General features: G+C 61.3%; 11 protein-coding genes. 3 read left to right on the top strand and 8 right to left on the bottom strand.

Annotated elements, in window-relative coordinates; all coding sequences use genetic code 11:
* Window positions 1-64 precede the first annotated feature (64 nt).
* Window positions 65-802, bottom strand: coding sequence for a hypothetical protein (locus ACYVGC_RS15960; RefSeq protein ID WP_460584841.1), 738 nt, complete (start codon window positions 800-802; stop codon window positions 65-67).
* 154 nt (window positions 803-956) lie between these two features.
* Between ACYVGC_RS15960 and ACYVGC_RS15955 the strand changes: the two genes are divergently transcribed.
* A complete protein-coding gene (locus ACYVGC_RS15955) occupies window positions 957-3,719 on the top strand; it encodes a 4-alpha-glucanotransferase (protein WP_460584840.1) in 2,763 nt (920 codons plus the stop codon).
* A gap of 101 nt (window positions 3,720-3,820) precedes the next feature.
* Here the strand turns inward: ACYVGC_RS15955 and ACYVGC_RS15950 are convergent, their stop codons facing one another.
* Window positions 3,821-4,216, bottom strand: coding sequence for a hypothetical protein (locus tag ACYVGC_RS15950; protein ID WP_460584839.1), 396 nt, complete (start codon window positions 4,214-4,216; stop codon window positions 3,821-3,823).
* A gap of 799 nt (window positions 4,217-5,015) precedes the next feature.
* Here ACYVGC_RS15950 and ACYVGC_RS15945 point away from each other — a divergent pair.
* Window positions 5,016-13,250 (top strand): T9SS type A sorting domain-containing protein, encoded by an 8,235-nt coding sequence (locus tag ACYVGC_RS15945; RefSeq protein ID WP_460584838.1) that lies wholly within the window; start codon window positions 5,016-5,018, stop codon window positions 13,248-13,250.
* A 123-nt stretch (window positions 13,251-13,373) separates the two neighbouring features.
* Window positions 13,374-13,871, top strand: coding sequence for a cyclic pyranopterin monophosphate synthase (gene moaC, locus ACYVGC_RS15940; RefSeq protein ID WP_460584837.1), 498 nt, complete (start codon window positions 13,374-13,376; stop codon window positions 13,869-13,871).
* A gap of 115 nt (window positions 13,872-13,986) precedes the next feature.
* On the opposite strand, the gene ACYVGC_RS15935 is transcribed toward moaC, so the two are convergent.
* The 6 genes from ACYVGC_RS15935 to ACYVGC_RS15910 all read right to left on the bottom strand — a co-directional run bounded on the left by ACYVGC_RS15935 (window position 13,987) and on the right by ACYVGC_RS15910 (window position 20,440).
* Window positions 13,987-14,403: a molybdenum cofactor biosynthesis protein MoaE gene (locus ACYVGC_RS15935; protein ID WP_460584902.1), complete on the bottom strand. Its 417-nt coding sequence runs from the start codon at window positions 14,401-14,403 to the stop codon at window positions 13,987-13,989.
* A 28-nt stretch (window positions 14,404-14,431) separates the two neighbouring features.
* On the bottom strand, window positions 14,432-14,674 hold the full coding sequence (locus ACYVGC_RS15930; protein WP_460584836.1) for a MoaD/ThiS family protein: 243 nt from the start codon (window positions 14,672-14,674) through the stop codon (window positions 14,432-14,434).
* 90 nt (window positions 14,675-14,764) lie between these two features.
* A complete protein-coding gene (moaA, locus tag ACYVGC_RS15925; protein ID WP_460584835.1) occupies window positions 14,765-15,784 on the bottom strand; it encodes a GTP 3',8-cyclase MoaA in 1,020 nt (339 codons plus the stop codon).
* Window positions 15,785-15,974: 190 nt separating this feature from the next.
* The gene (gene moeB / locus ACYVGC_RS15920) at window positions 15,975-17,063 is read right to left on the bottom strand and encodes a molybdopterin-synthase adenylyltransferase MoeB (RefSeq protein ID WP_460584834.1); all 1,089 of its coding nucleotides are present in this window, start codon (window positions 17,061-17,063) and stop codon (window positions 15,975-15,977) included.
* Window positions 17,064-17,212: 149 nt separating this feature from the next.
* Window positions 17,213-19,921 (bottom strand): TonB-dependent receptor, encoded by a 2,709-nt coding sequence (locus ACYVGC_RS15915; protein WP_460584833.1) that lies wholly within the window; start codon window positions 19,919-19,921, stop codon window positions 17,213-17,215.
* Window positions 19,922-19,945: 24 nt separating this feature from the next.
* Window positions 19,946-20,440, bottom strand: a complete 495-nt coding sequence (locus ACYVGC_RS15910) for a molybdopterin-dependent oxidoreductase (RefSeq protein WP_460584832.1) — start codon at window positions 20,438-20,440, stop codon at window positions 19,946-19,948.
* Between the last annotated feature and the right edge of the window lie 101 nt (window positions 20,441-20,541).

Below are 20,541 nucleotides of genomic sequence, written 5' to 3'. Positions count from 1 at the left end.
CTTTAGCTTGCCGTGTTACCGTTGTTACAGTACGGCAAGCTAAAGCTTACCCCACATTCCTACACTAGTCATTCTGCACTAACGGCTTAGGGTGCTTTTTACCCAACGTATACTCTACCTTAAACGTGAGCGTGGCGAACGAATCAAGTGCGTCGCCACTGGCCCGGCGGTGCACGTCGTCGAGCAAGTCAGTGCTTGTGAAGTAGTAGAGGCCTTCCAGCGTGAGTGCCAGGCGCGGGGCGGCGCGCAGCGTAACGCCGCCGCCCACTGGCAGCACGGCCGCCAGGCCGGGGTAGCTATTGCCGGATTCGGGCAGCAGCGGCAGGCCATATTGGCTGGCCGCGGGGTTATAAAGCAGGGCCCCAGCCCCGGCCTCTACGTACACCAGCACCGGCATTTCCTGGTGCCGAAGGCCCAGGTACAGGCTTTTGTCGGCAAACAGGTTGTATTGCAGGCGCGCGGCCAGCAGGCCGTTATCGCTGGAAAAAGCAAGGTCCCGACTCGGAAATATGTCCTTGGCCCGCAGGTGAAAGTAGCTAAGGTCGAGGGCAAAGGTGAGGTGCGGGCTGAGCGTTTGGGCCAGGCCGGCATTGAGGCCTACGCGTAGTTTATTGTCAGTCAGCCTGTTGGTCAGGTCACCGTTGTAATAAGCCACGTTCAGGCCAAAATTGACGCGCATGCGCGGGCGGTGATACGGCTGCCCCTTGGGCGTGAGAAAACGCCGGGGCGAGTGGTAGCCGGGCGGCGCGGCTACGGCGCTGAGGCTGCTGCCCAAGAGCAGGCTGAGTAAAAAGGTGCGCATGGCGGGAAGAAAGAAAAGACAGTAAGCGGCTGGCAGCCCGACGACGAGCAGGCAGGCAGGAAGCCCCTTACGGCGAAGGCCGGCCCACCGTTGGCCCGGCGGGCTTTGCGGGGCAACGGGGCAGTATCTTGCGGGCTGTAATTTGCCTGCCTGCATGACTCTGCATTTCTCTCTGCCCTACCGCACCACCTACGGCCAGCGCCTGGTGGTTTGCGGCTCTTTGCCCAGCCTGGGCCTCTGGCAGCTGGCCCACGCCCTGCCCCTTACCTACGACGAAGCCACCACCCGCTGGAGCGCCGCAGTGGAAGTAGCGGCCGCCCCCATCACCTATAAGTACGTGCTGCTGATGGAAGGCGGCGGCGTGGTGTGGGAGTGGGGCGACAACCGCACCCTGGCCCTGCCCACCGGCGCAGCCCCGGCCCACCTGGCGGTGCGCGACTTCTGGCGCGCTCCCGCGCAGGCTGATAATGAGTTATTTACGGCTGCCTTCACCAAGGCGCTGTTTCGGCGGCCGGCCCCGGCGGCCAGCTCCGCCGCCACTACCAAAAAAGCGCCTGCCAAAGCCAAAAAGACCGCGGCCGCGCCAGCCGCCGCCGTGCGCTTTCACCTCGAAGCCCCGCGCGTAGACCCGCACCACCAGGTATGCGTGCTGGGCTCGGATGCCGCCCTTGGCAACTGGGATAATACCAACCCGCTGCTGCTCTCGGATGCCGCCTACCCCGCCTGGCAGGCCGAGCTAACCCTACAAAACCCTGACCAGAAGCTGCGCTACAAATACGGCTTTTGGGATGCCCAAACCCGCACCGTGGTGCAGCTCGAAACCGGCGACGACCGCACGTTGCCCGCCCACGCCGCCCAGCCCGGCACCCTCACCGTGCTCGCTGACGAGGGCTTTGGCTACGCGGCCCAGCCCTGGCGCGGGGCTGGCGTGGCCATGCCCGTGTTCTCGCTGCGCAGTGAGCAGGGCCTTGGCGTGGGCGAGTTCTCGGACCTGAAGCTACTCATCGATTGGGCCGAGCAAACGAGCCTGAACATGGTGCAGATTCTGCCCATCAACGACACCACGGCTACCCACACCTGGGTCGATTCGTATCCCTACGCCGCCATTTCGGTGTTTGCGCTGCACCCGCAGTACCTGCACCTCGGCGGCATTGCCGAGCTCAAAGACAAGGCCGCCCGCGCCGAGCTCACCCAGCTGCGCACCGAGCTGAACGCCAAGGACTTCGTGGACTACGAAGCCGTGATGAACGCCAAGTGGAAGTTTCTCAAGCTGTTGTATAAGCAGGAGAAAAAGCAGTTTTTGGCCGACCCCGCCTTTCAGCGGTTTAAGGCCGAGCAGGCCGGCTGGCTGGTGCCCTACGCGGCGTTTTCGGCGCTGCGCGAGCGCTTCGGCACCGCCGATTTCAGTGAGTGGCCCGCGGAGTTTCAGACTCCTGCCCACCTGGAGGCCCTCACCAGTGAAAAAGCCGCCGACTTCGACGAGTTTGGCTTGCACTTCTTCACGCAGTTTCACCTCGACCAGCAGCTGCGCGCCGCCGTGGACTATGGCCGCACTAAGGGCGTGGTGCTGAAGGGCGACCTGCCCATCGGTATCTACCGCCACTCGGTGGATGCCTGGACGCAGCCCGAGCTTTACCACATGGACCAGCAGGCCGGCGCCCCACCGGACGATTTTTCTACCAGTGGCCAAAACTGGCGCTTCCCTACCTACAACTGGGCCCGCATGGCCCAGGACAACTACCAGTGGTGGCGCGAGCGCCTGGGCCACCTGGCCCGCTATTTCGACGCCCTGCGCATCGACCACATCCTGGGCTTTTTCCGCATCTGGGAAATGCCCGAAAACTCGGTCGAGGGCCTGCTGGGCCACTTTGCCCCCGCCCTGCCCCTGCACCGCACCGAGATTCAGCGCCGCCTGGGCTGGTTTGATTACGGCCGGCTCTGCGAGCCCTACATCCGTTGGCACCTGCTGGAGCGCACCTTCGGGGCCGATGCCCAGGCCGTGTTCGATGAGTTTATGACCGCCGACCAGTACGGGGCCATTCAGCTCAAGCCGCAGGTAGCCAGCCAGCGCCAGCTTGAGGCTTATGTGAACGAGCAAATCGCCGCCCAGCCTGACCGCGAGGAGTTCTTGCTGCGCGTGCGGCCGGGTTTGTATCACTTTGTGAATGAGGTACTTTTCTTGCCCGCCGGCAACGACTTCTACCACCCGCGCATCACCCTGAACAAGACCGCGAGCTTTGCCGAGCTGGCTGACGACGAGAGCCGCCGCCGCCTCTACGACGACATTTACGTGGACTATTTCTTTCGCCGCCACGAGGAGTTTTGGCGCGAGCAGGGGCTCATTAAGCTACCCGCCGTGCGCTACGCTACTAACATGCTCATTTGTGGCGAAGACCTGGGCATGGTGCCCGCCTCGGTGCCCGGCGTGATGCATCAGCTGGGTATTCTGGGCCTTAACATCCAGCGGATGCCCAGTAACCCCGCCACCGAGTTTGGCCACCCCGCCGACGCGCCCTACCTGTCGGTCGTGACCACCGGCAGCCACGACATGAGCACCCTGCGCGGCTGGTGGGAGGAGGACCACGTGCGCACCCAGCGCTATTTTGAAACCACGCTGGGTCACTGGCGCCAGCTGGCCCCCTACTATTGCGAGCCCTGGGTGGTGCGCGAGGTGCTGAATCAGCACCTGCAATCGCCGGCCATGTGGGCTGTGTTTCCGCTCCAGGATTTCCTGGGGATGGATACCCACCTGCGCCGCCCCAACCCGCACGACGAGCAAATCAACGTGCCCAGTAACCCCCAGCACTTCTGGAAATACCGCCTGCACCTGCCCCTCGAAGAGCTGGTGGAGGCCGTGGGCTTCAACGAGCCTGTGCGGGCGCTGGTGGAGGCTAGCGGGCGCGGCCCGGCTTACTAGCCCGGTTACGCTAGCATCTTATACCACTAAAAAAGGCGGCCACCCAAGTTGGGTGGCCGCCTTTTTTAATTTATTGCTTAACAAGCACTTATAGTAAATAATCACTCGCCCAGCGACATCTGCTTGAGGTAGGCCTTCATAGGAGGCGTGGCCTCCAGCTCGCGGAACTGCCGCAGCTGCCCCGGCGACAGCAGGTGCCCCGCCACGGCCTGTAATTGGGCCCGCTCGGCGGGAATCAGCTCGGCTACTTCGACTGCCGAGTGGTTGGCGGCCTGCACGTTCATGTAATTAATCTCCTGCTCCAGGTACGTGCGCAGGCCCGTGCGCTGCGCATCTGTAAGGTCGAGGTGCTGGTTGCAGGCCTGCACAAACTCGGCGGCCAGCGCGGGCGACGCAGCAGCCGGGCGCGCCAGCTTGGGGGGGGTGTCGCCGGCCAGTGCTGTGGCCGGGCCAGCGGCAAGGAGCAGTCCACTCAATAGCCAGGAGAAGAATTGCATGTGATTGAGATTTAAAAGAACTATTTTAATCCAAGACCCAAACATAGGCAATAAATTAAAAGTGCCAAGCGCCTCATTTTTATGCGCTTACCATTCACAAAGCCTTCATCCCGCCATAATCTTATTTTCAAATAACGTGTCCTGCTGCCCCCACCTAAAACCCAACTTGAACATTTGCAATAACCAGATGCTACCCTAAGCCAGCCGCGGTGCCCCCTAAAAGCTTACTTAACCCATAAGCTAAATACATGCTTTATTTTATAAAATATATTACTTTTCTATTAAAATGCAGAACGTTCAGCCCTGCATTCCCGGCATCACTAGTGCCTTTTCGTGAGTTCAGTGCCTGAATTAATCATGATTCATAACTGAGAAAAAAAGTGCCTTTAGCAAGCATATTTTATTCGCATAGCAAATCCGGGGACGTTATCAACTTCGTACTCAGCAGTAACTGTCGAGTTAATAGGCGTTCACCGTTCAGCGAGCAAATGTTACCGTTTGGCGAAAGGCTTTTGTAAGTGGCTGAAGCAACAGTAATTTTGTGATACTCCTAATCGTGCTTTTTTCACATTGAAACCTGCTTACTTACTAAAGCAGTCTTCTCATTGCTTCTTCATTTTTTTTGCTTTTTAACCTTCCCTTCATTTTAAGCTTGCCACTTGGCTTTATGAAACCATCCTTACAATCATTACTCTTCTTGCTTGCCTGTGCGGCCTTTGGGCCGCCACGCGTAGCATTGGCCCAGACTTGCAATCAGACCAGTACCCTTTCCTATCGGAACGATGCCGGAACCACAGATGTGGAAAAGCGAACGGCTACCGAAACGATATCGGGCACTTCTTTCACCGCTGGCAGCTATCTCAGTGGTGCTACCGGAGCAACAACCAACGATATCTACACACTGAGCAGCACTTATGCTGCCCAGATTGATGGCCGGGCCCTGATTTGGCGCCAGAATAACAGCACCCTGAATTTTGCGAATACAACTGCTAACAACGGCAGCAACAACCTTAATACCCCGATGCGGGCTACGGTGACGCTTACGTTCACCCGGGAAGTGTCGAACCTTAAGTTTAGAGTACAGGATATTGACAAGGGTACGCTGGCCAGCCCCGGTGGCCTTGGCGGTGGCAGTGATTACACCGATGAGTTCGGGCTGTACGCCCTACGGGCCGACGGCACCACACGGGTGCCGCTGACAGCCGCTGATGTTGCGCTCGGCACGAATAATACCAACGCCTTCGTAGCCGGCCAAACCATTGATGGACTGACGCACGACGTTGTCCGGGGCACAGCGCTGAATGGCACGACCACAGCTCCTAACCTAGCTGGCGACGTGACCATTACCTTCTCGCAGCCCGTGAAATCGGTGCGCCTGACGTTCCGCAACCTGAATACCTACCAAGGTACCACTACCCGCCTGCAGACCCTCGGCATTGAGGAAATTTCGTGGTGCGCCCAGGCCGACGTGGCTACCACGCTGGCAGGCCCTACCGCGGCCATAATCGGCTCAACAGTGACCTATGTTGCCACCGTTACCAACAACGGCGACGACCAGGTAACCAGCGTGCGGCCCACCGTGCAGTTGGCTCAGAACCTGACCAATGTAACCGGCGGCACCTACGTAGCCTCGTCGGGCCTGCTGACGCTCGCGACCATCCCCAACCTGGCTGCTGATGCCTCGGTTACCCGCAACATCACCTTCACCATGCCTAGCACGAACGTGACCGGGGTGGTAAGCGTGCCCACTGCGGGCAATGGTTCGACCACAGCCGGCAGTTCGGCACCCGACCCAACGCTGGCTAACAACAACGGCTCATTGGCTAACGCCAGCGTGACCACCATTGCCTCGCTGCCCTACAGCATCAGCGGCACGGTGTTCGAGGATGTCAACTACGGCGGCGGCCTGGGCCGCAGTATTACCACGGCCAACGCCGTAACGGCCAACTCGGCGGTGGGCGTGGGCACGGCCGGCACACCTGCCACCGCTGCTACCGTAGAATTGTATAATGCCACGACGGGCGCTTTCGTTGCCAGCACCACTACCAGCACTACGGCTGGCTCACTTGGTCAGTACACGTTCGCTAACCTGCCGGGTAGCACTTCCTACATTACCCGCGTAGTGAACACGACGGTGCGCTCGACCCGGACGGGCTCGACCGCCGCCCTGCTGGGCGTGCAGACCTTCAACGGCACCACCGACCGCGTGGGCGGCGAAGCCCCTAATCTGACTGACGCAGCCGCCAACACCACCAGCGCCAACCTGAGCACCCTGACGCCTACCAACGGCACCACGGCCGCCCAAAGCCTCGCTACGGTGAACCTCGGGACGGCCAACGCGGCGAACATTGACTTTGGCTTCAACTTTGATGCCGTTGTCAACACGAACGACACGGGCCAGGGCTCGCTGCGCCAGTTTGTGCTGAATGCCAACGCACTGGGTGGCGAAGCTGCGCTAGCCCAGCGCGGCTCGCGCGTAAACGCAGCTGGCACCACGGTGACCCTGCCTACCGGGCAGGAAACGAGCATCTTCATGATTCCCTCGGGCTCGGCGGTAGCCGGTCAGCGTTCGGGCCTGGCCAGCGGCCTGACCAACGGCGTGGCCGTGATTAACACGACTACTGCCCTGACGCTAACGGGCGCGAACGCTGCCAACACCGTTATCGACGGCACTACCCAGACGTTCAACATTGGCAATACCAACGCCGGAACGGCCACCAACGCCACCGCTACCACGGTGGGGGTTGACAATGTTGCCCTTGGCGGGATACAACAGCCGGAGGTAGAAATCAGCGGGTCGGCGGCAACCGTTATTGACCTGGAAGCGGCCAACCTCACCCTGCGCGGCCTGGCTGCTCACGGCGGCTCGAACCAGACGGTGCTGGTGGGCAATACGACGGCCTCTTCCGGCTACGTGCTCGAAAACGCCCTGATAGGTGCTACGTCCGATGGCGCACGGCCCGCTACCAATACCAGTGCTGGCTATGGCATCTACGTGAATAGCAATGCCGGCGTGGGCACGGTTCAGAACTCGCTAGTGGCTTATAATGGCTTCTCGGGCATGAATGTGCGCAACGGCACGGGCACGGCTGGCACCAGCCAGTTTGTGAGCAACTTCTTTGTGAAGAACGGCTTTACCCAAGGTGGTGGCGACGGCATCACCTTCGGCGACGGGGCGCTGTCGGGCCCGGCCAACGTGGCTAACAACTTCTTCACTAACCAGAACTCCAGCGCGCTTCAGTTTGAGATTGGCACTACTTCAGCCACGACCATCACCAACAACACTATCACTAATTCCGGGACGGTTGGCGACGCCGGGGCCGTGGTTTCCAGCGTGGAAGGGGGCGGTATCGTGTACCTGCAGCGTGATGGCACCAAGCGCGGCAGCCAGGCCGACGTTATCAGCAAGAACGTAATCACGAACTCGCAGTCGGCAGGCATCGTGGTGGGCTACGGCCAGCAGAACATAACCATCAGCCAGAACAACACTAACGGCAATGGCGGTTTAGGCATCGACCTCATCAACAACGCCAACTACTACGTGGCCTCGGGTAATGCGACCGGCGCGGCCGACTATGGCGATGGCGACGGGGTAACCCTGAACGATGGCAGCAATACAGCCGCGGCCACTACGGCAATACCTAACAAGGGTATCGACTACCCGATTATCGTATCGGCTACCATCGTGGGCAATACGCTCGTAGTGAAAGGCTACGCAAAGCCGGGTGTTACGGCCGAGTTCTTCCTGCGCGATGCCGACACCGGCAACTTTGGCGAAGGCCAGACTTACCTGGGCGGCGGCGTGGAAAACGGCACCGGCGACCTGAACACGGCGACCACTACCCTGAACTATTCGGGCACCATCAACGGTCTGAACCAAGGAACCGACAACTCCAATACGGCCCGGGCCTATACGTTTAACCTGGACATCAGCACCCTGACGGCTGCCCAGCTCTCGGCCCTGACCGCGAATGGCGTCACGGCTACGGCCACGCTGAGCACAGCCGGCACATCCGAATTTTCGGCCAAAGCACCAGTGAATACGGCCCCCGTGCCGAATACACTCACCAACGTGAGCATCCCGAACACCAACGGTGCCACGGTGCTGAACCCCAACCTGAGCGGCACGGCCAATGGCACCCTCTCGAACGGCACGGCCAATAGCATTGCCTACTACACGGTGGCGAGCCTGCCCGCTTCGGGCACCCTCACTTACAATGGCATAGCCCTGACTACGGCCAACATCGCCACGACCCAAATTGCCAACCCGGCTCTGCTGACGTACACGCCGGTAGCGGGCTACACGGGTGGTTCGGTGAGCTTCACCTACACCACCACTGATGCCAACGGCATCACGAGCACGACCAACAACAACGGCGGCACCGTGACCAACGGCCCGGCTACCTACACCATTCCGGTGAGCCAGGTGGCCGACGTGACGACGGCCCTGACTGGCCCCGCCACGGTAGTGCCGGGCCAGAGCACGGGTACCTATACGGCTTCATTCACCAACGAAGGCCCAAACGTGGCCTCGGCCGTAATGCGCACCGTAACGCTGCCCGCCGGCGCTACCAACATCCTGGTGAACGGGGTGGCTTACACGCCTGCCGCCACCGCGCCCAATGTGATTGACTTTGGCACGGCTACCACCTTAGCCAGCGGTGCCAGCAACGCGTTTACGTTCAGCTTTACCCCCGCCACTACGGCTACGGGCAGCCTGGCTGTTACCAGCAACGTAACGACCATGACTTCGCAGGGCATCAACACCTCCCCCGACTTCTCAACCATCACGGCAACGGTGGCCCCGGTGGCCGACGTAGCCACAACCCTAGTGGCTAACACGACACCAGTAGCAGCCGGCACGTTGGCCACGGCCACTAACCCGGCCAAGTTTACCGTGACCTTTACCAACAACGGTCCGGTAACGGCCGATGGCGTGACCGGCAGGGTGCAGCTGCCCAGCGGGCTCACGGGAGTAGTGGTCTCGTTCCCCAACGGAGCGAATGGCGTGAGTGGCTCGTACAACACCACGACGGGGGTAGTAACCTATTCGGGCGCTACTTCCATCCCGAGCGGCGGTACCATCACTTCCGGCATTGCCTTCGACGCGCCGGTTAACGGCCCGGTAGTGGCTACTTCGTTCATTTCGACGACGTCCAACGAAGCAGGTAAGCAGGCCAACAACACGGCCAGCGCGACTATCAACATCAACCCGGCCTTCGACCTGGCAACGACTATCAGCGGCCCTGCTTCAGCTGTGGCCGGCGACCTGATAACCCTGGCCGTGATGACGACCAACAACGGCCCGAGCGCCGCACCTAACGCGGTGCAGACCGTATCGCTGCCGCAGGGCCTGGCCAACGTGTACGTGAGCAACGGTGGGGCCTACAACGGCACCGCAGCGGCCAAGGACATCACGGTTAACGGCGTGACCTACACGAACGTGCAGCCCGGTCAGGTGGTATTCCCCACCCTCGGCAGCCTGCCCAACGGCCAGACCGTGGCCAACTCGGTGAGCTTCTCGCAGCCGGCTTCGGCGTACTCGCCCATAGCCAAATTAACCACTGCGGGCACCGGCGAAACGAATACGGCCAACAATACGGCCTACCTCAATGGTGCTGCCAGCGCCACGAACGTGACGGTAGCAACACCAGTGGCCGGCACGGCCAATGCTTACACAACCATCACCTCGTCGGTACCCTCGACCACGATAGGCAGCCCCATTACGCTGACCGTAGTAACGGGCAACAACGGCCCCAACCAGGCCACCGGCGTGATTCAGACGGTGCTGCTGCTGCCCGGCCTCACGGGGGTAACCAGCTCCAACGGCGGTATCTATAACAGCACGACGGGTATCGTAACCTTCCCGGCCCTGACCGACGGAGCCAACGGCAGCGCCAGCGGCACGAGTGTGAGCAATACCATCACGTTCAACGCCCCAGCCAGCACTGGCAACAACGGCCAGCTACTGGCAACGGCCACCGTAAGCACGACCAACACTGACCCGATTGCCGCCGACAACGTGGCTTCGGTAGGCGTTACGCTGCTGCAATCGACGGACCTGGCTACGACCATCACTGGGCCTGCTTCGGCCCTGGTGGGTCAGCCGGTTACTTACACGGCTACCTTCGTCAACAACGGTCCGATGACGGCTACCAACGTAACCGGGATAGCGCAGCTACCCGCTGGCCTCACCGCGAGCACGGTTGTTATCACCGACGCTACGGGCACCGTGGTGACTGGCGCGAGCTACAGCACCACTACCGGCCTCGTGACCTTCCCCACGCAGGCCACCGTCCTGAACGGTGCCAGCCAGGTGTACAACATCACGTTTGTGGCCCCGGCGCAGACCTTGGTGGTGCGGAGCAGCGTGAGTTCGAGCAGCGCCGATGCGGTATTGACGAACAACAACGCCAGCACTACCACTACCATGACGGCTAGCGCCGACCTGGCTACCACGGTAGCCGGCCCGGCTACGGCAGTGGTAGGCAGCCCGGTTACCTACTCGGTTACTACGACCAACAACGGCCCTTCGACCGCCACCAACACGGTGACGACCTTGCAGCTGGCCCAAAACCTGACTACGGTAAGCGTACCGAACGGCTCGTATAACCCGACCAGCGGCTTGGTAACGTTCAACACCCTGGCCAGCCAGGCCCCCGGCACGACCACGACCAACTACGTGACGTTTGTGATGCCTAGCGCTACGGGCGGCCAAACCACCGGTGTAGCCTCGGCTACCTCGGGTGTGACGGACCCCACGCCGGGCAACAACACGGCGAGCGTGGCTACCAGCGTGGCCCCCACCACTACGACTTCGGCCGACATTACGGCGAGCGTAACGGCAGGGTCTGGCACGGCAACGCCGGGCTCCACGATTGCCTTCACCGCGACGTATGGCAACCTGGGCACCGACCCGGCTGTGAACGTGGTTCCCACCTTACAGCTGAATCCTGGCCTCACGGTGGCTACCATCACGGTGGCCAACCAGACCGGTACGCTGAACAACGGGCTTATCACCTTCTCCACTACTGGCGCGGTGTATAACCCCCAGACGGGCTTGGTTACTTTCCCGACTATCGCCAGCCAGGCTGCTGGTGTGGGCAACAACGTGAGCTACCTCGTGAACGTGACGGCCCCGGCCAACGGTCCCGTGGTAGCAGTAGCGGCTACCACCTCGAACACGAGCGAGCCGAATACTACGGCCGCCCGCGCCAACGACGTGCAGAGCGCCCCCGTAACCATTACCCCATCGTTTGATGAGGTGACGAGCCTCAGCGGTCCGGCTTCGGCCCCAGTTGGCAGCAACCTCACCTACGTGGTGACCACGACCAACAACGGCCCTTCGGTAACGACCAACACGACCACGCAAACGGTAACGCTGCCCACCGGCGTAGTGCCCACGTCCGGCAGCATTACGAACGGTGGCGTGTATTCGAGCGGTGCCAATACCATCACCTGGACGATTCCGGCTGGCCAGGCCGCTGGCGCCAACGGCGCGGTAGCTAATAGCTTCACCATCGTGCAGCCTGCGGGCGGTGCCACGGTGACGGCCAACGTAACCGTAACCGGTGAGAGCAACACGGGCAACAACTCGGCAAACCTGAACGGTGCCGCTACCTCTACTGCTACCACAGTGACTAACCAGGCACCGCTGGCCTACGCCGTAGTGAACAGCCTCCAGAGCCCGATGTCAAACGAAGTGGCTGGCAGTGCAACCGGTGTGCTCATCTCGCCGCTGAATGGTTCTGACCCCGAAAACGCGTTCGCAACAACTCCCTACACTGTTACCGCGATTCCGAGTGATGCGCAAGGCATACTGTATTTCAGCAACGATGGCACTACTACTGGCACCTATAGCCCGGTGACAGTTGGTAAGCAATTGACTGTAGCACAAGCCAATACGCTCAAGTTCAAGCCGGTCAACAACGCAGCTATCAATGTGAGCAACACCACGGCTGCGAATGGGTTTGTGGGCAATGCGTCCTTCACTTACACGGTTACCGACGCTGCCAGCAACGTTTCGCCAGCAGTGAGCTACACGCTTCCGGTGGAGGTCGACGCCCCTGCGGCATCTTACACAAAAACTCCGCTTAAAGGTGGTGGTAGCGGCAACGGTATCTATGCAAACGGCAATATCATTGCCTACACCACGGATGCTAACGGCGCAGTGTATGACGCAACCTCGGCGGCCGTGTATCAAACGGATGGTTCACTTCAGTCGGGGACTGTCTCAAACGGCATAAAGAGTGCTAGCGCTGGCACATTTACCGGTGACCCGGCGCGCCCCGAAATCACGACGCTGGCAGGCCTTGGCTTGGCAGTAGATGCAACCGGCCGCTTGTTCGTGCAAACGGCAGCGAACTTGAAATCGGGCAGCTACTCAGTGGTTATCAATACGCTGGACTTGAACGGTGGGCTTACCTCGCAGACCGTTTCCTTCGTCATCGGAGCCTCCCCGCTGCCAGTGGTACTCACGGCCCTCACGGCCCAGGCCGTGCAGAACCGCGACGCGCTGCTGAGCTGGACTACGGCCTCGGAAGTGAACAGCGCCTACTTTGATGTAGAGCGCAGCTTGGATGGCACGAACTTCACCAAAATCGGCCAGGTGGCTGCCAAGGGGAACTCGACCATCAGCAACAACTATTCGTTCACCGACGCGAGCGTTGCCGCTCGTGCCAGCGGCGCAGTGTACTACCGCTTGCGCCAGGTTGACCTCGATGCCACGGCCAGCTACTCGCCAATCCGCACGGTGTCGTTCACCAAGGTGGCCACAGTAGCCCTGAGCCTCTACCCCAACCCAGCTCAGAACGCAACCACGCTCGACGTGAGCGCCCTGCCGGCTACAGGCACCTACCAGGTGCTAGTGCTTGACGCTACCGGCCGCGCAGTGCGCACGGTAAGCGTGGGTGGCGGCCAGCTGCAAACCTTGAGCCTGACGGACCTGGCTTCCGGCACCTACCAGGTGCTGGTGACTGGCACGCTGGCCAACGGCGATGCGCTGCGCCAGGTAATCCGCCTCACCAAGGAATAAGCCACTCCGGCTATTCAGCAAAAAACCTTCCTGCCGCTGGCAGGAAGGTTTTTTTATGTCCGGGTGCCACGCCGCTGTTTCTGGCTACCTAGCCGTTCTTTGTGTTTTATAACGCGTCGTTTTATGTCCGATTCCCTTTCCCCGCAGCTTACCCACATTGGCCCCACCGGCCAGCCGGCCATGGTCAATGTGGGCGGCAAAGCCAGTACGGCCCGCGTCGCCCGCGCCCGCGCTAGAGTGCGCGTCGGCCCCGATATCCTGGCATTGGTAACGGCCGGCGACTTGCCCACCCGCAAGGGGCCCGTGTTTCAAACCGCAATAATTGCGGGCGTAATGGCCGCCAAAAAAACGGCCGACCTCATCCCCCTTTGCCACCCGCTGGGCCTCGACGACTGCCAGGTAACCATCGAAGCCGTGCCGCCCGACTCGCTCCTCATCGAGTGCACCGCCCGCGTCATGGGCAAAACCGGCATCGAGATGGAGGCGCTGACCGGTGCCTCCGTGGCTGCTCTCACGGTGTATGATATGTGCAAAGCCATATCGCACCACATCGTGATTGAGGAAATTCGCCTAATCGAAAAAACCGGCGGCAAGTCCGACTTTCAATATAAAGAGCAGTAGCGCGAAGTTGCACTTCGTGCGCGAGCGCAACGAGCAGACGAGACCGAACGATGGCCACGCGAGCTACTCGCTGCGCTCGTGCACGAAGTGCAACTTCGCGCTACTGCTTATTAGCCTACGGGTGGGCGGCTACCCACACGGTGCCGTCTTCGTACTCCTCTTTTTTCCAGATGGGTACCACCTCCTTCAGCGTGTCGATAATGTACTCGCAGGCAGCGAAAGAGTCGGCGCGGTGCGGGGTGGACACGGCCACGACCACGGCCACGTCGCCGATTTCGAGGGTACCGTGGCGGTGCACGATGGCTATCTGGCGCAGCATGGGCCATTTTTCCTGGGCCATTTCGGCCACGCGGCGCAGCTGATGCACCGCCATGGGCGGGTAAGCTTCGTAGTGCAGGCGCACCACGCGGCGGCCGTCGCTGCGGTTGCGCACCGTGCCGATGAAAGCATTTACGGCCCCGGCTTCTTCCGATTCGGCGGCTTGCAGCACGGCAGCCACATCGATAGCGTGGTCAACTAAGTCGATAAGCATCACAAACTTCTTTAATTGAGCGGGCGGCTTAGCCGCCGCTCACTGGCGGAATCAGGGCGATTTCGTCGCGCTCGTGCAGCGGCACGTCGCCGGTGGCGTACTCGTTATTCACGGCCACGGCCAGGCTACGCAGCTTGGCCAGCCCTGGGTACTGGGTACGCAAATCGGCCAGCAGGCCGGCGGCCGACTGACCGGCCGGTACGGTCAGCACTAGCGACGACTGGCCCACAATCTCGCGGGCAATTCCAAAAAGGGCAACGGTGAGGTTCATACTTTCAGTCATCAGTCATCAGTCATCAGTTATGAGCTAAGGACCACCAATTGATAACTGATGACTGCTCACTGATAACTGAAAAAAAGCCTAGCCGCCGATAGTGGCCATGCTCTCGAAGTTGAGTTGGTGGGTGGGGCGCTGGCGCTCGGCTACAAAGCCGTTGGCGGCACGGTGGTAGAAGGCCTGCGATAAGGCTTCGGCAATGGCAGCATCGGTGGAGCCGCCGCGCAACATGGCGCGCAGGTCGAGCACGCCCTGGTCGTAGAGGCAGGTTTTGATGCCGCCCTCGGCCGTGAGGCGCAGGCGGTTGCAGGTGCCGCAGAAGGTGCGCGAGTAGGCGGCAATAATGCCCACGCGGCCCTGGTGGCCGGCCAAGGTGTACTCATCGGCCGTGGCCCCGGTGGGGGTGTAGGCGGGTAGCATAGGGCCGAGGTGCGCCTCCAGGTGCTGCCGGATGCGGCGGTGGTTCCAAGGCAGCGACTCGGGCGTGGCCACGTGGCTGCCGCCGTTGAAAGGCATTTCTTCGATGAAACGCACTTCTACGGGCAACTCGCGGGTGAGCTCGGCCAGCGGCACCAGGTCCTGGATATTGCGGCCGTCCATTACTACCGCGTTGATTTTCACCTGAATACCCGCCTCCAGCAGCGCGTGAAAGGTTTGCATCACCTGCGGCAGCTCGTCGCGCCGGGTTATCTCAAAAAAACGCTGGCGGTCGAGCGTATCGAGGCTGAGGTTGACAGCCTTTACGCCCAGGCGGGCCAGGGTAGGCACGTGGGGTGCAGTGAGTACCCCGTTGGTAGTCAGGCTGATATCATCGAGGCCCGGCAGGGCAGCTAGCCGCTCGATAAACGGTACTAGGTCGCGCCGCACGAAGGGCTCGCCGCCGGTGAGCCGCACCTTACGCACGCCCAAGTGAGTCATTATTTCTACCAGGCGCAGCATTTCTTCGTAGCTAAGTAGCTCGTGCTTAGGCATGTACTTAATACCCTCCTCGGGCATGCAGTAGAAGCAACGCAGGTTGCAGCGGTCCGTAATAGCTAGGCGCAGGTATTCCAGGGGCCGGCCGTGGGCATCGTGAAGGGTAGTGGACGCGGGAAAACTGCTCATGCTTAAAACTAGGGGAGGCCGGGCGGGCCGGTCAATGCTTTACCTTAAACACGGCGCGCGTGTTTTCATTCCTTCCAACTTCGCAGCGTTGTATAAGGTTGGGGATAACGCGATGTAGGGTAAGCTTTAGCTTGCCGTGGGTAGCCCGTTGCATCTACCCACGGCAAGCTAATGCTTACCACACATTTCGCTAAAACTCCTCCAGCCCACCGCTCAACGACTGCACATTAGCGTAACCGAGGCTTTGCAGCAGCGCCACCGCTTGGGCGCTGCGCACGCCGCTTTGGCAATACACCACCACCGGGCGGGTGCGCGATACCTCGGCGGCGCGGGCGGCCAGTTCGGGTAGCGGCAGCAGCTGCGCGCCGGGTAGGTGGCGGCGCTGAAACTCCAGCGGCCCGCGCACATCAAGCAGCAGCGGCGGGGTAGCCGAAGCCAGCTGCTGCTGCAATATGCTTGCGGTGAGTGCATTATTTACCAGCTCGGGCGCGCAGCTGGCGTCGAAGTAGTCGGCCGGGTTAGCGGTGTCGAGGTTAATCAAGCTCTGCACCGGGTCGCGCTTAAAGCGCAGGGTGCGGCTTTGAAAGCTCAGTGTGTCGAGCAACCACAGCCGGCCACTGAGGGCGTCGCCCAGGCCCAGCACCACTTTCAGGGCCTCGGTGGCCTGCACCGTGCCAATGAGGCCGGGCAGCACGTTGAGCACGCCGGTGGTGTTGCAGTCGGGCGCTTCGGCGGCGCTGGGCGGCTCCGGAAAAAGGCAGCGGTAGGTGGGCCCGCCTTCGTAATTAAATACCGATACCTGGCCCTCAAACTTGTAGATGGCCCCCGACACCAGCGGCCGACCCAAACTCACGCAGGCATCGTTGAGCAGGTAGCGGGTCGGGAAGTTGTCGGAGCCATCAACTACTACGTCGTAGCCGGCTACCAGCGCCCGCACGTTGTCGGGATTCACCCTTATTTTATGCAACTCGTAGATTACCAATTCATTAATTCGGCGCAGAGCACGGGCTGCGGCTTCTATTTTGGGCTGGCCCACATCATCAGGGCCATAGAGAATCTGGCGGGGCAGGTTGGTGAGCTCCACCTGGTCGGCGTCGGCGAGGCCCAGGGTGCCCACGCCGGCGGCGGCCAGATATTGCAGGATGGGGCAGCCCAGGCCACCCACGCCCACCACCAGCACCCGCGCCGCGCGCAGGCGCTGCTGGCCGGCCTCGCCGATTTCGGCGAGCTGAAGGTGGCGGCGGTAGCGCTGGCGCTCGGCGGGAGAAAAAGGAGTCATGACAAAAAAAGCCTGTCATTGCGAGCCTGCGAAGCAATCGCACCCGAACGATAGGCTGTGGATAATTCAAACACAACCGATTTTGTTCTGGTGCGATTGCTTCGCAGGCTCGCAATGACAGGCGTATCAGTTAACTTCCAATCTCAACGCTATAGCCCATAAGCTACCGTGAGGTAATACAACCCGCCCACGCTGGGGCCACCCAAATAGGTGGTGTAGTACTGGTTGAGCACGTTACTGGCACCCAGTTTGAGGCGCACCTGCGCTGCCGGCAGGTGGTAGCTCAGCTGCGCATCGAGGCTGTTGAAGGCGGGCACGGTGCCATTGACCAAGAAGGTTTGTGAGTAGTAGCTGACCTGATGCCGGAAATTGACTCCGAACCCGAAGTTCTGGTAGGCGTTTTCGTTGGCCAGGCTCAGGTTGTACATCCAGCGCGGGGTATTGAAGCCGTCTTCGAGGCCGTCGCCGTTTTCGGTGCGGTCGAGGCGGGTGTAGGTGGCGTTGGCCCCGGCCAGGTAGCCGCCGGCCAGGTTGTAGCGCACGCCGGCCGAGCCGCCGTAGTTGTACACCTGGCTCTGCGAGTTGGTCCAGAGGCGGTAGCGGGCCTGGGTGCCACGGGCGTTGAGGGCGGTGGCCACCGCGTTGAGGTTGTCGCCGCTCACGGGCACGTAGGGGGCGGGCAGCGGGTCATGAATGGTGGTGCCGCCCGTAGCGGCCGCAATGGGCACGTAGGCCTCCACCTGGGCAATGAAGTCGCGGTACGAGTTGTAGTAGAAATCGACATCGACCAGCAGCCGGCCCTGCTCCCCAAACGCCGCCTTGTAACCGACTTCCAACGACTTGATATACTCGGGCTTGAGATAGGTGTACGGGTTTTTGGCAAGCGTGCCCTGGTTGGCCAAAATCGCGGCCGCGCGCTTCTGGGCCGTAGTTTGCGACGAGGTATTGGCGTTGATATTGGCCGTCACGGCCGTGTTAAACGCGTCGATGCTGGCGCGGGTGTAGCTGTTTTCAAACACACCATCGCTCATTACCCGCAAGCCGCCGATACGCTTTACCTGGCCGCTATTCACGTTCGAAAAGCCCTCAAACAAGCTCGGGAAGCGATAACCGCTCTGGTAGCTGAGGCGGAAATTCTGGCGCTGGGTGGGCGAGAATACGGCCGTGAAGCGCGGGTTGAACTTCACGTTAAAATAGTCGTTTTTATCGACCCGCAGCGTGGCCGTGAGGCGCAGCTTCTCATCGAGCAGCCGCCCGCCGGCCTGCACGAAGCCACCGGTTTTGGAGTAGGTGAGGTTGTCGGCCAGCGCGTCTTTGCCGGGGTTGGGGTTCACGAAGTAGTTGCCATCGGGCACCACCACGTAGGTGCGGTGGTCGGCCCCGGCCAGCAGGTCGAGGCGGGCGGGCAGGGCGGTGCCGCCGCGGCGCAGGGCTTCGGCCAGGTTCACCTGGGCCTCGGCGTGCAGCAGGCGGGCCTGCACGCGCAGGGCCGCGCCCACGTCCCAGTTGTTCACGTCTTGCAGGGTGCTCAGGCGCTGGTTGAAGGCGTCGGTGCCGGGCTGGAGGCGGCCGGCGTCGGCGGCGGTGCGGGCCGTGGCCAGGGCGGCGGCCACGCCCTGGCCACCGGCTGTGGCGGTGTTCCAGGCGTTGGTGAAGTCGGTATTCCACTGGGCATCGGGCTTGTAGCTGCGGTCGATGTTTTCGCCCATCGAGCGCAGGTTGTAGCTTTTGCCGGTGTTTTCCTGGGTGAGGTAGGCGCGGGCCTGCACCACGGGCGTGGTCAGCGTAAAGGCATGCTGCTGAAGCAGATAGTCTTGCAGCCGGAAGCGGTTCGAGCGCTGGTACACGTTGTCGAAACTCGCCACCCGGTAGGTATAAGCCAGCTCCGTGCCCGGCCGGAAGCGGTAGTGCACCGCCGCATCGGCCTTGAGGGTGCGCACGTTATAATCGACCAAATCGCGCTCGTTGTAGCCGGTGCGGGCCACCGCATACTGCTTGCCGCCCAGCGTGAGCGTGGTGCGGTCCGATGACTCGTTGCCGTAGCGGTTCACCTGGTCCTGGGCCGGGTTATCGGCCCCAAACAGGCCGGTGGTAGCGTTGCCAGTGGGGTTGATGTCGGTCTGGTCGTTGGCCACCCAGTCGTAGGCGCGCAGGTAGGTGCCGTTGACCTTGAACGCTAACCTATCTGCCACCAGCACTTTAGCGTAGCGCACACTGGTTTCGGAATAGCTCTTAGCTGGCGAGCCGTTCTCGCCAAACGTTTTCACATTGGGGTCGTTAACGTGGTTCACGCCCGTTTGCTGGCGCACGCTCAGGCCTTGCGAGGTAAAGGGGTTCTTGGTTTGAAAGTTGGCCAGGCCGTTGATGGCGTTGAGGCCGTAGAGCGCGGCGGCCGTACCGGGCACAATCTCCACGCTGTTGATATCCAGGTCGCTCGGGCCCAGCACGTTGCCGATGGGCCCGCCAATGTGGGGGGCCTGGTTGTCCACGCCATCCACGAGCTGCGCAAAGCGCACGTTGGTGGTGTTGGTGAAGCCGCGGGCGTTTATCACCTTAAAACCAATGCTGGGCGTGATAACCTGCACGCCCTTCAAGTTCTCAATGGCATCGAAAAACGAGGCGGCCGGCGACAGCCGAATGGCGCGGGCATTAAGCTTTTCTACCGTCACGGGCGACTGCAAAAAGCTCTCCTCTACCCGCGAAGCCGACACCACCACCTCGTTGAGGTCGGTGTGCAGCGTGTCGGTGGGCGCAGGGCGGCGGGGTTGCTTAGTAGTTTGGGCCGCGATGGGGTGGGCCAGCGCCAGGGCCGACGCGCAAGCTACCGAACCGCGCAAAAAGCGTAGTTTTTTCTTCATTACAAAATATTCATTATCAAGTAATTATTGAACATTCACCACCTTCAGGCCCGTGACTTGGCGCACCCAGCGGGCGGGCTTTTTCTCCAGCGGCACAATGAGCTGGTAGGGGCCGTCGTGGGCGGGCAGGGGCTGGCCGTCGCGGTGGTCGGCCAGTAGGATGGTTTGGGGTGAGAAATCGGGGTCGATTTCGGGCAGGGCAAATACGGCTTGGTAGCCATCGGCGGCGGTGGCGAGCACGGCCTCGGCCAGCACCGGCCCGTGAATGGCCTTGCCCGCGGGCGCGCCGGCCAGGTGCAGCACATCGGCCAGGGCCACGCCGCGGTACACGTGTTTTTTGCCCTCCTTGTCGGTAGTGGTTTGCTCGCGCTGGGGCAGGGCGGCCAGGTCGGTAGCAGTGAGGGTGCGGGGCATGGCCACCAGGCCTTCGAGGCGAATGGTAGCCGGGGCGGCGCTGGCGACTGGGGGTACCGCTTGGCTGTAAACACTTGTTATACTGCCACTTGCAAGAACAAGCATTACACAAAGAGCCAACCGCCCTTGGCTAGTAGTAAAAGGAAGGAGCATATCCGAAATAACCAAAAGCGTTATGTTTGGACAAATATAACGCCAGGTTCACC

It is taken from the genome of Hymenobacter arcticus (assembly GCF_054779975.1).
Note: the sequence above shows the minus strand (reverse complement) of the source record. Positions and strands in the feature narration are given on the sequence as shown.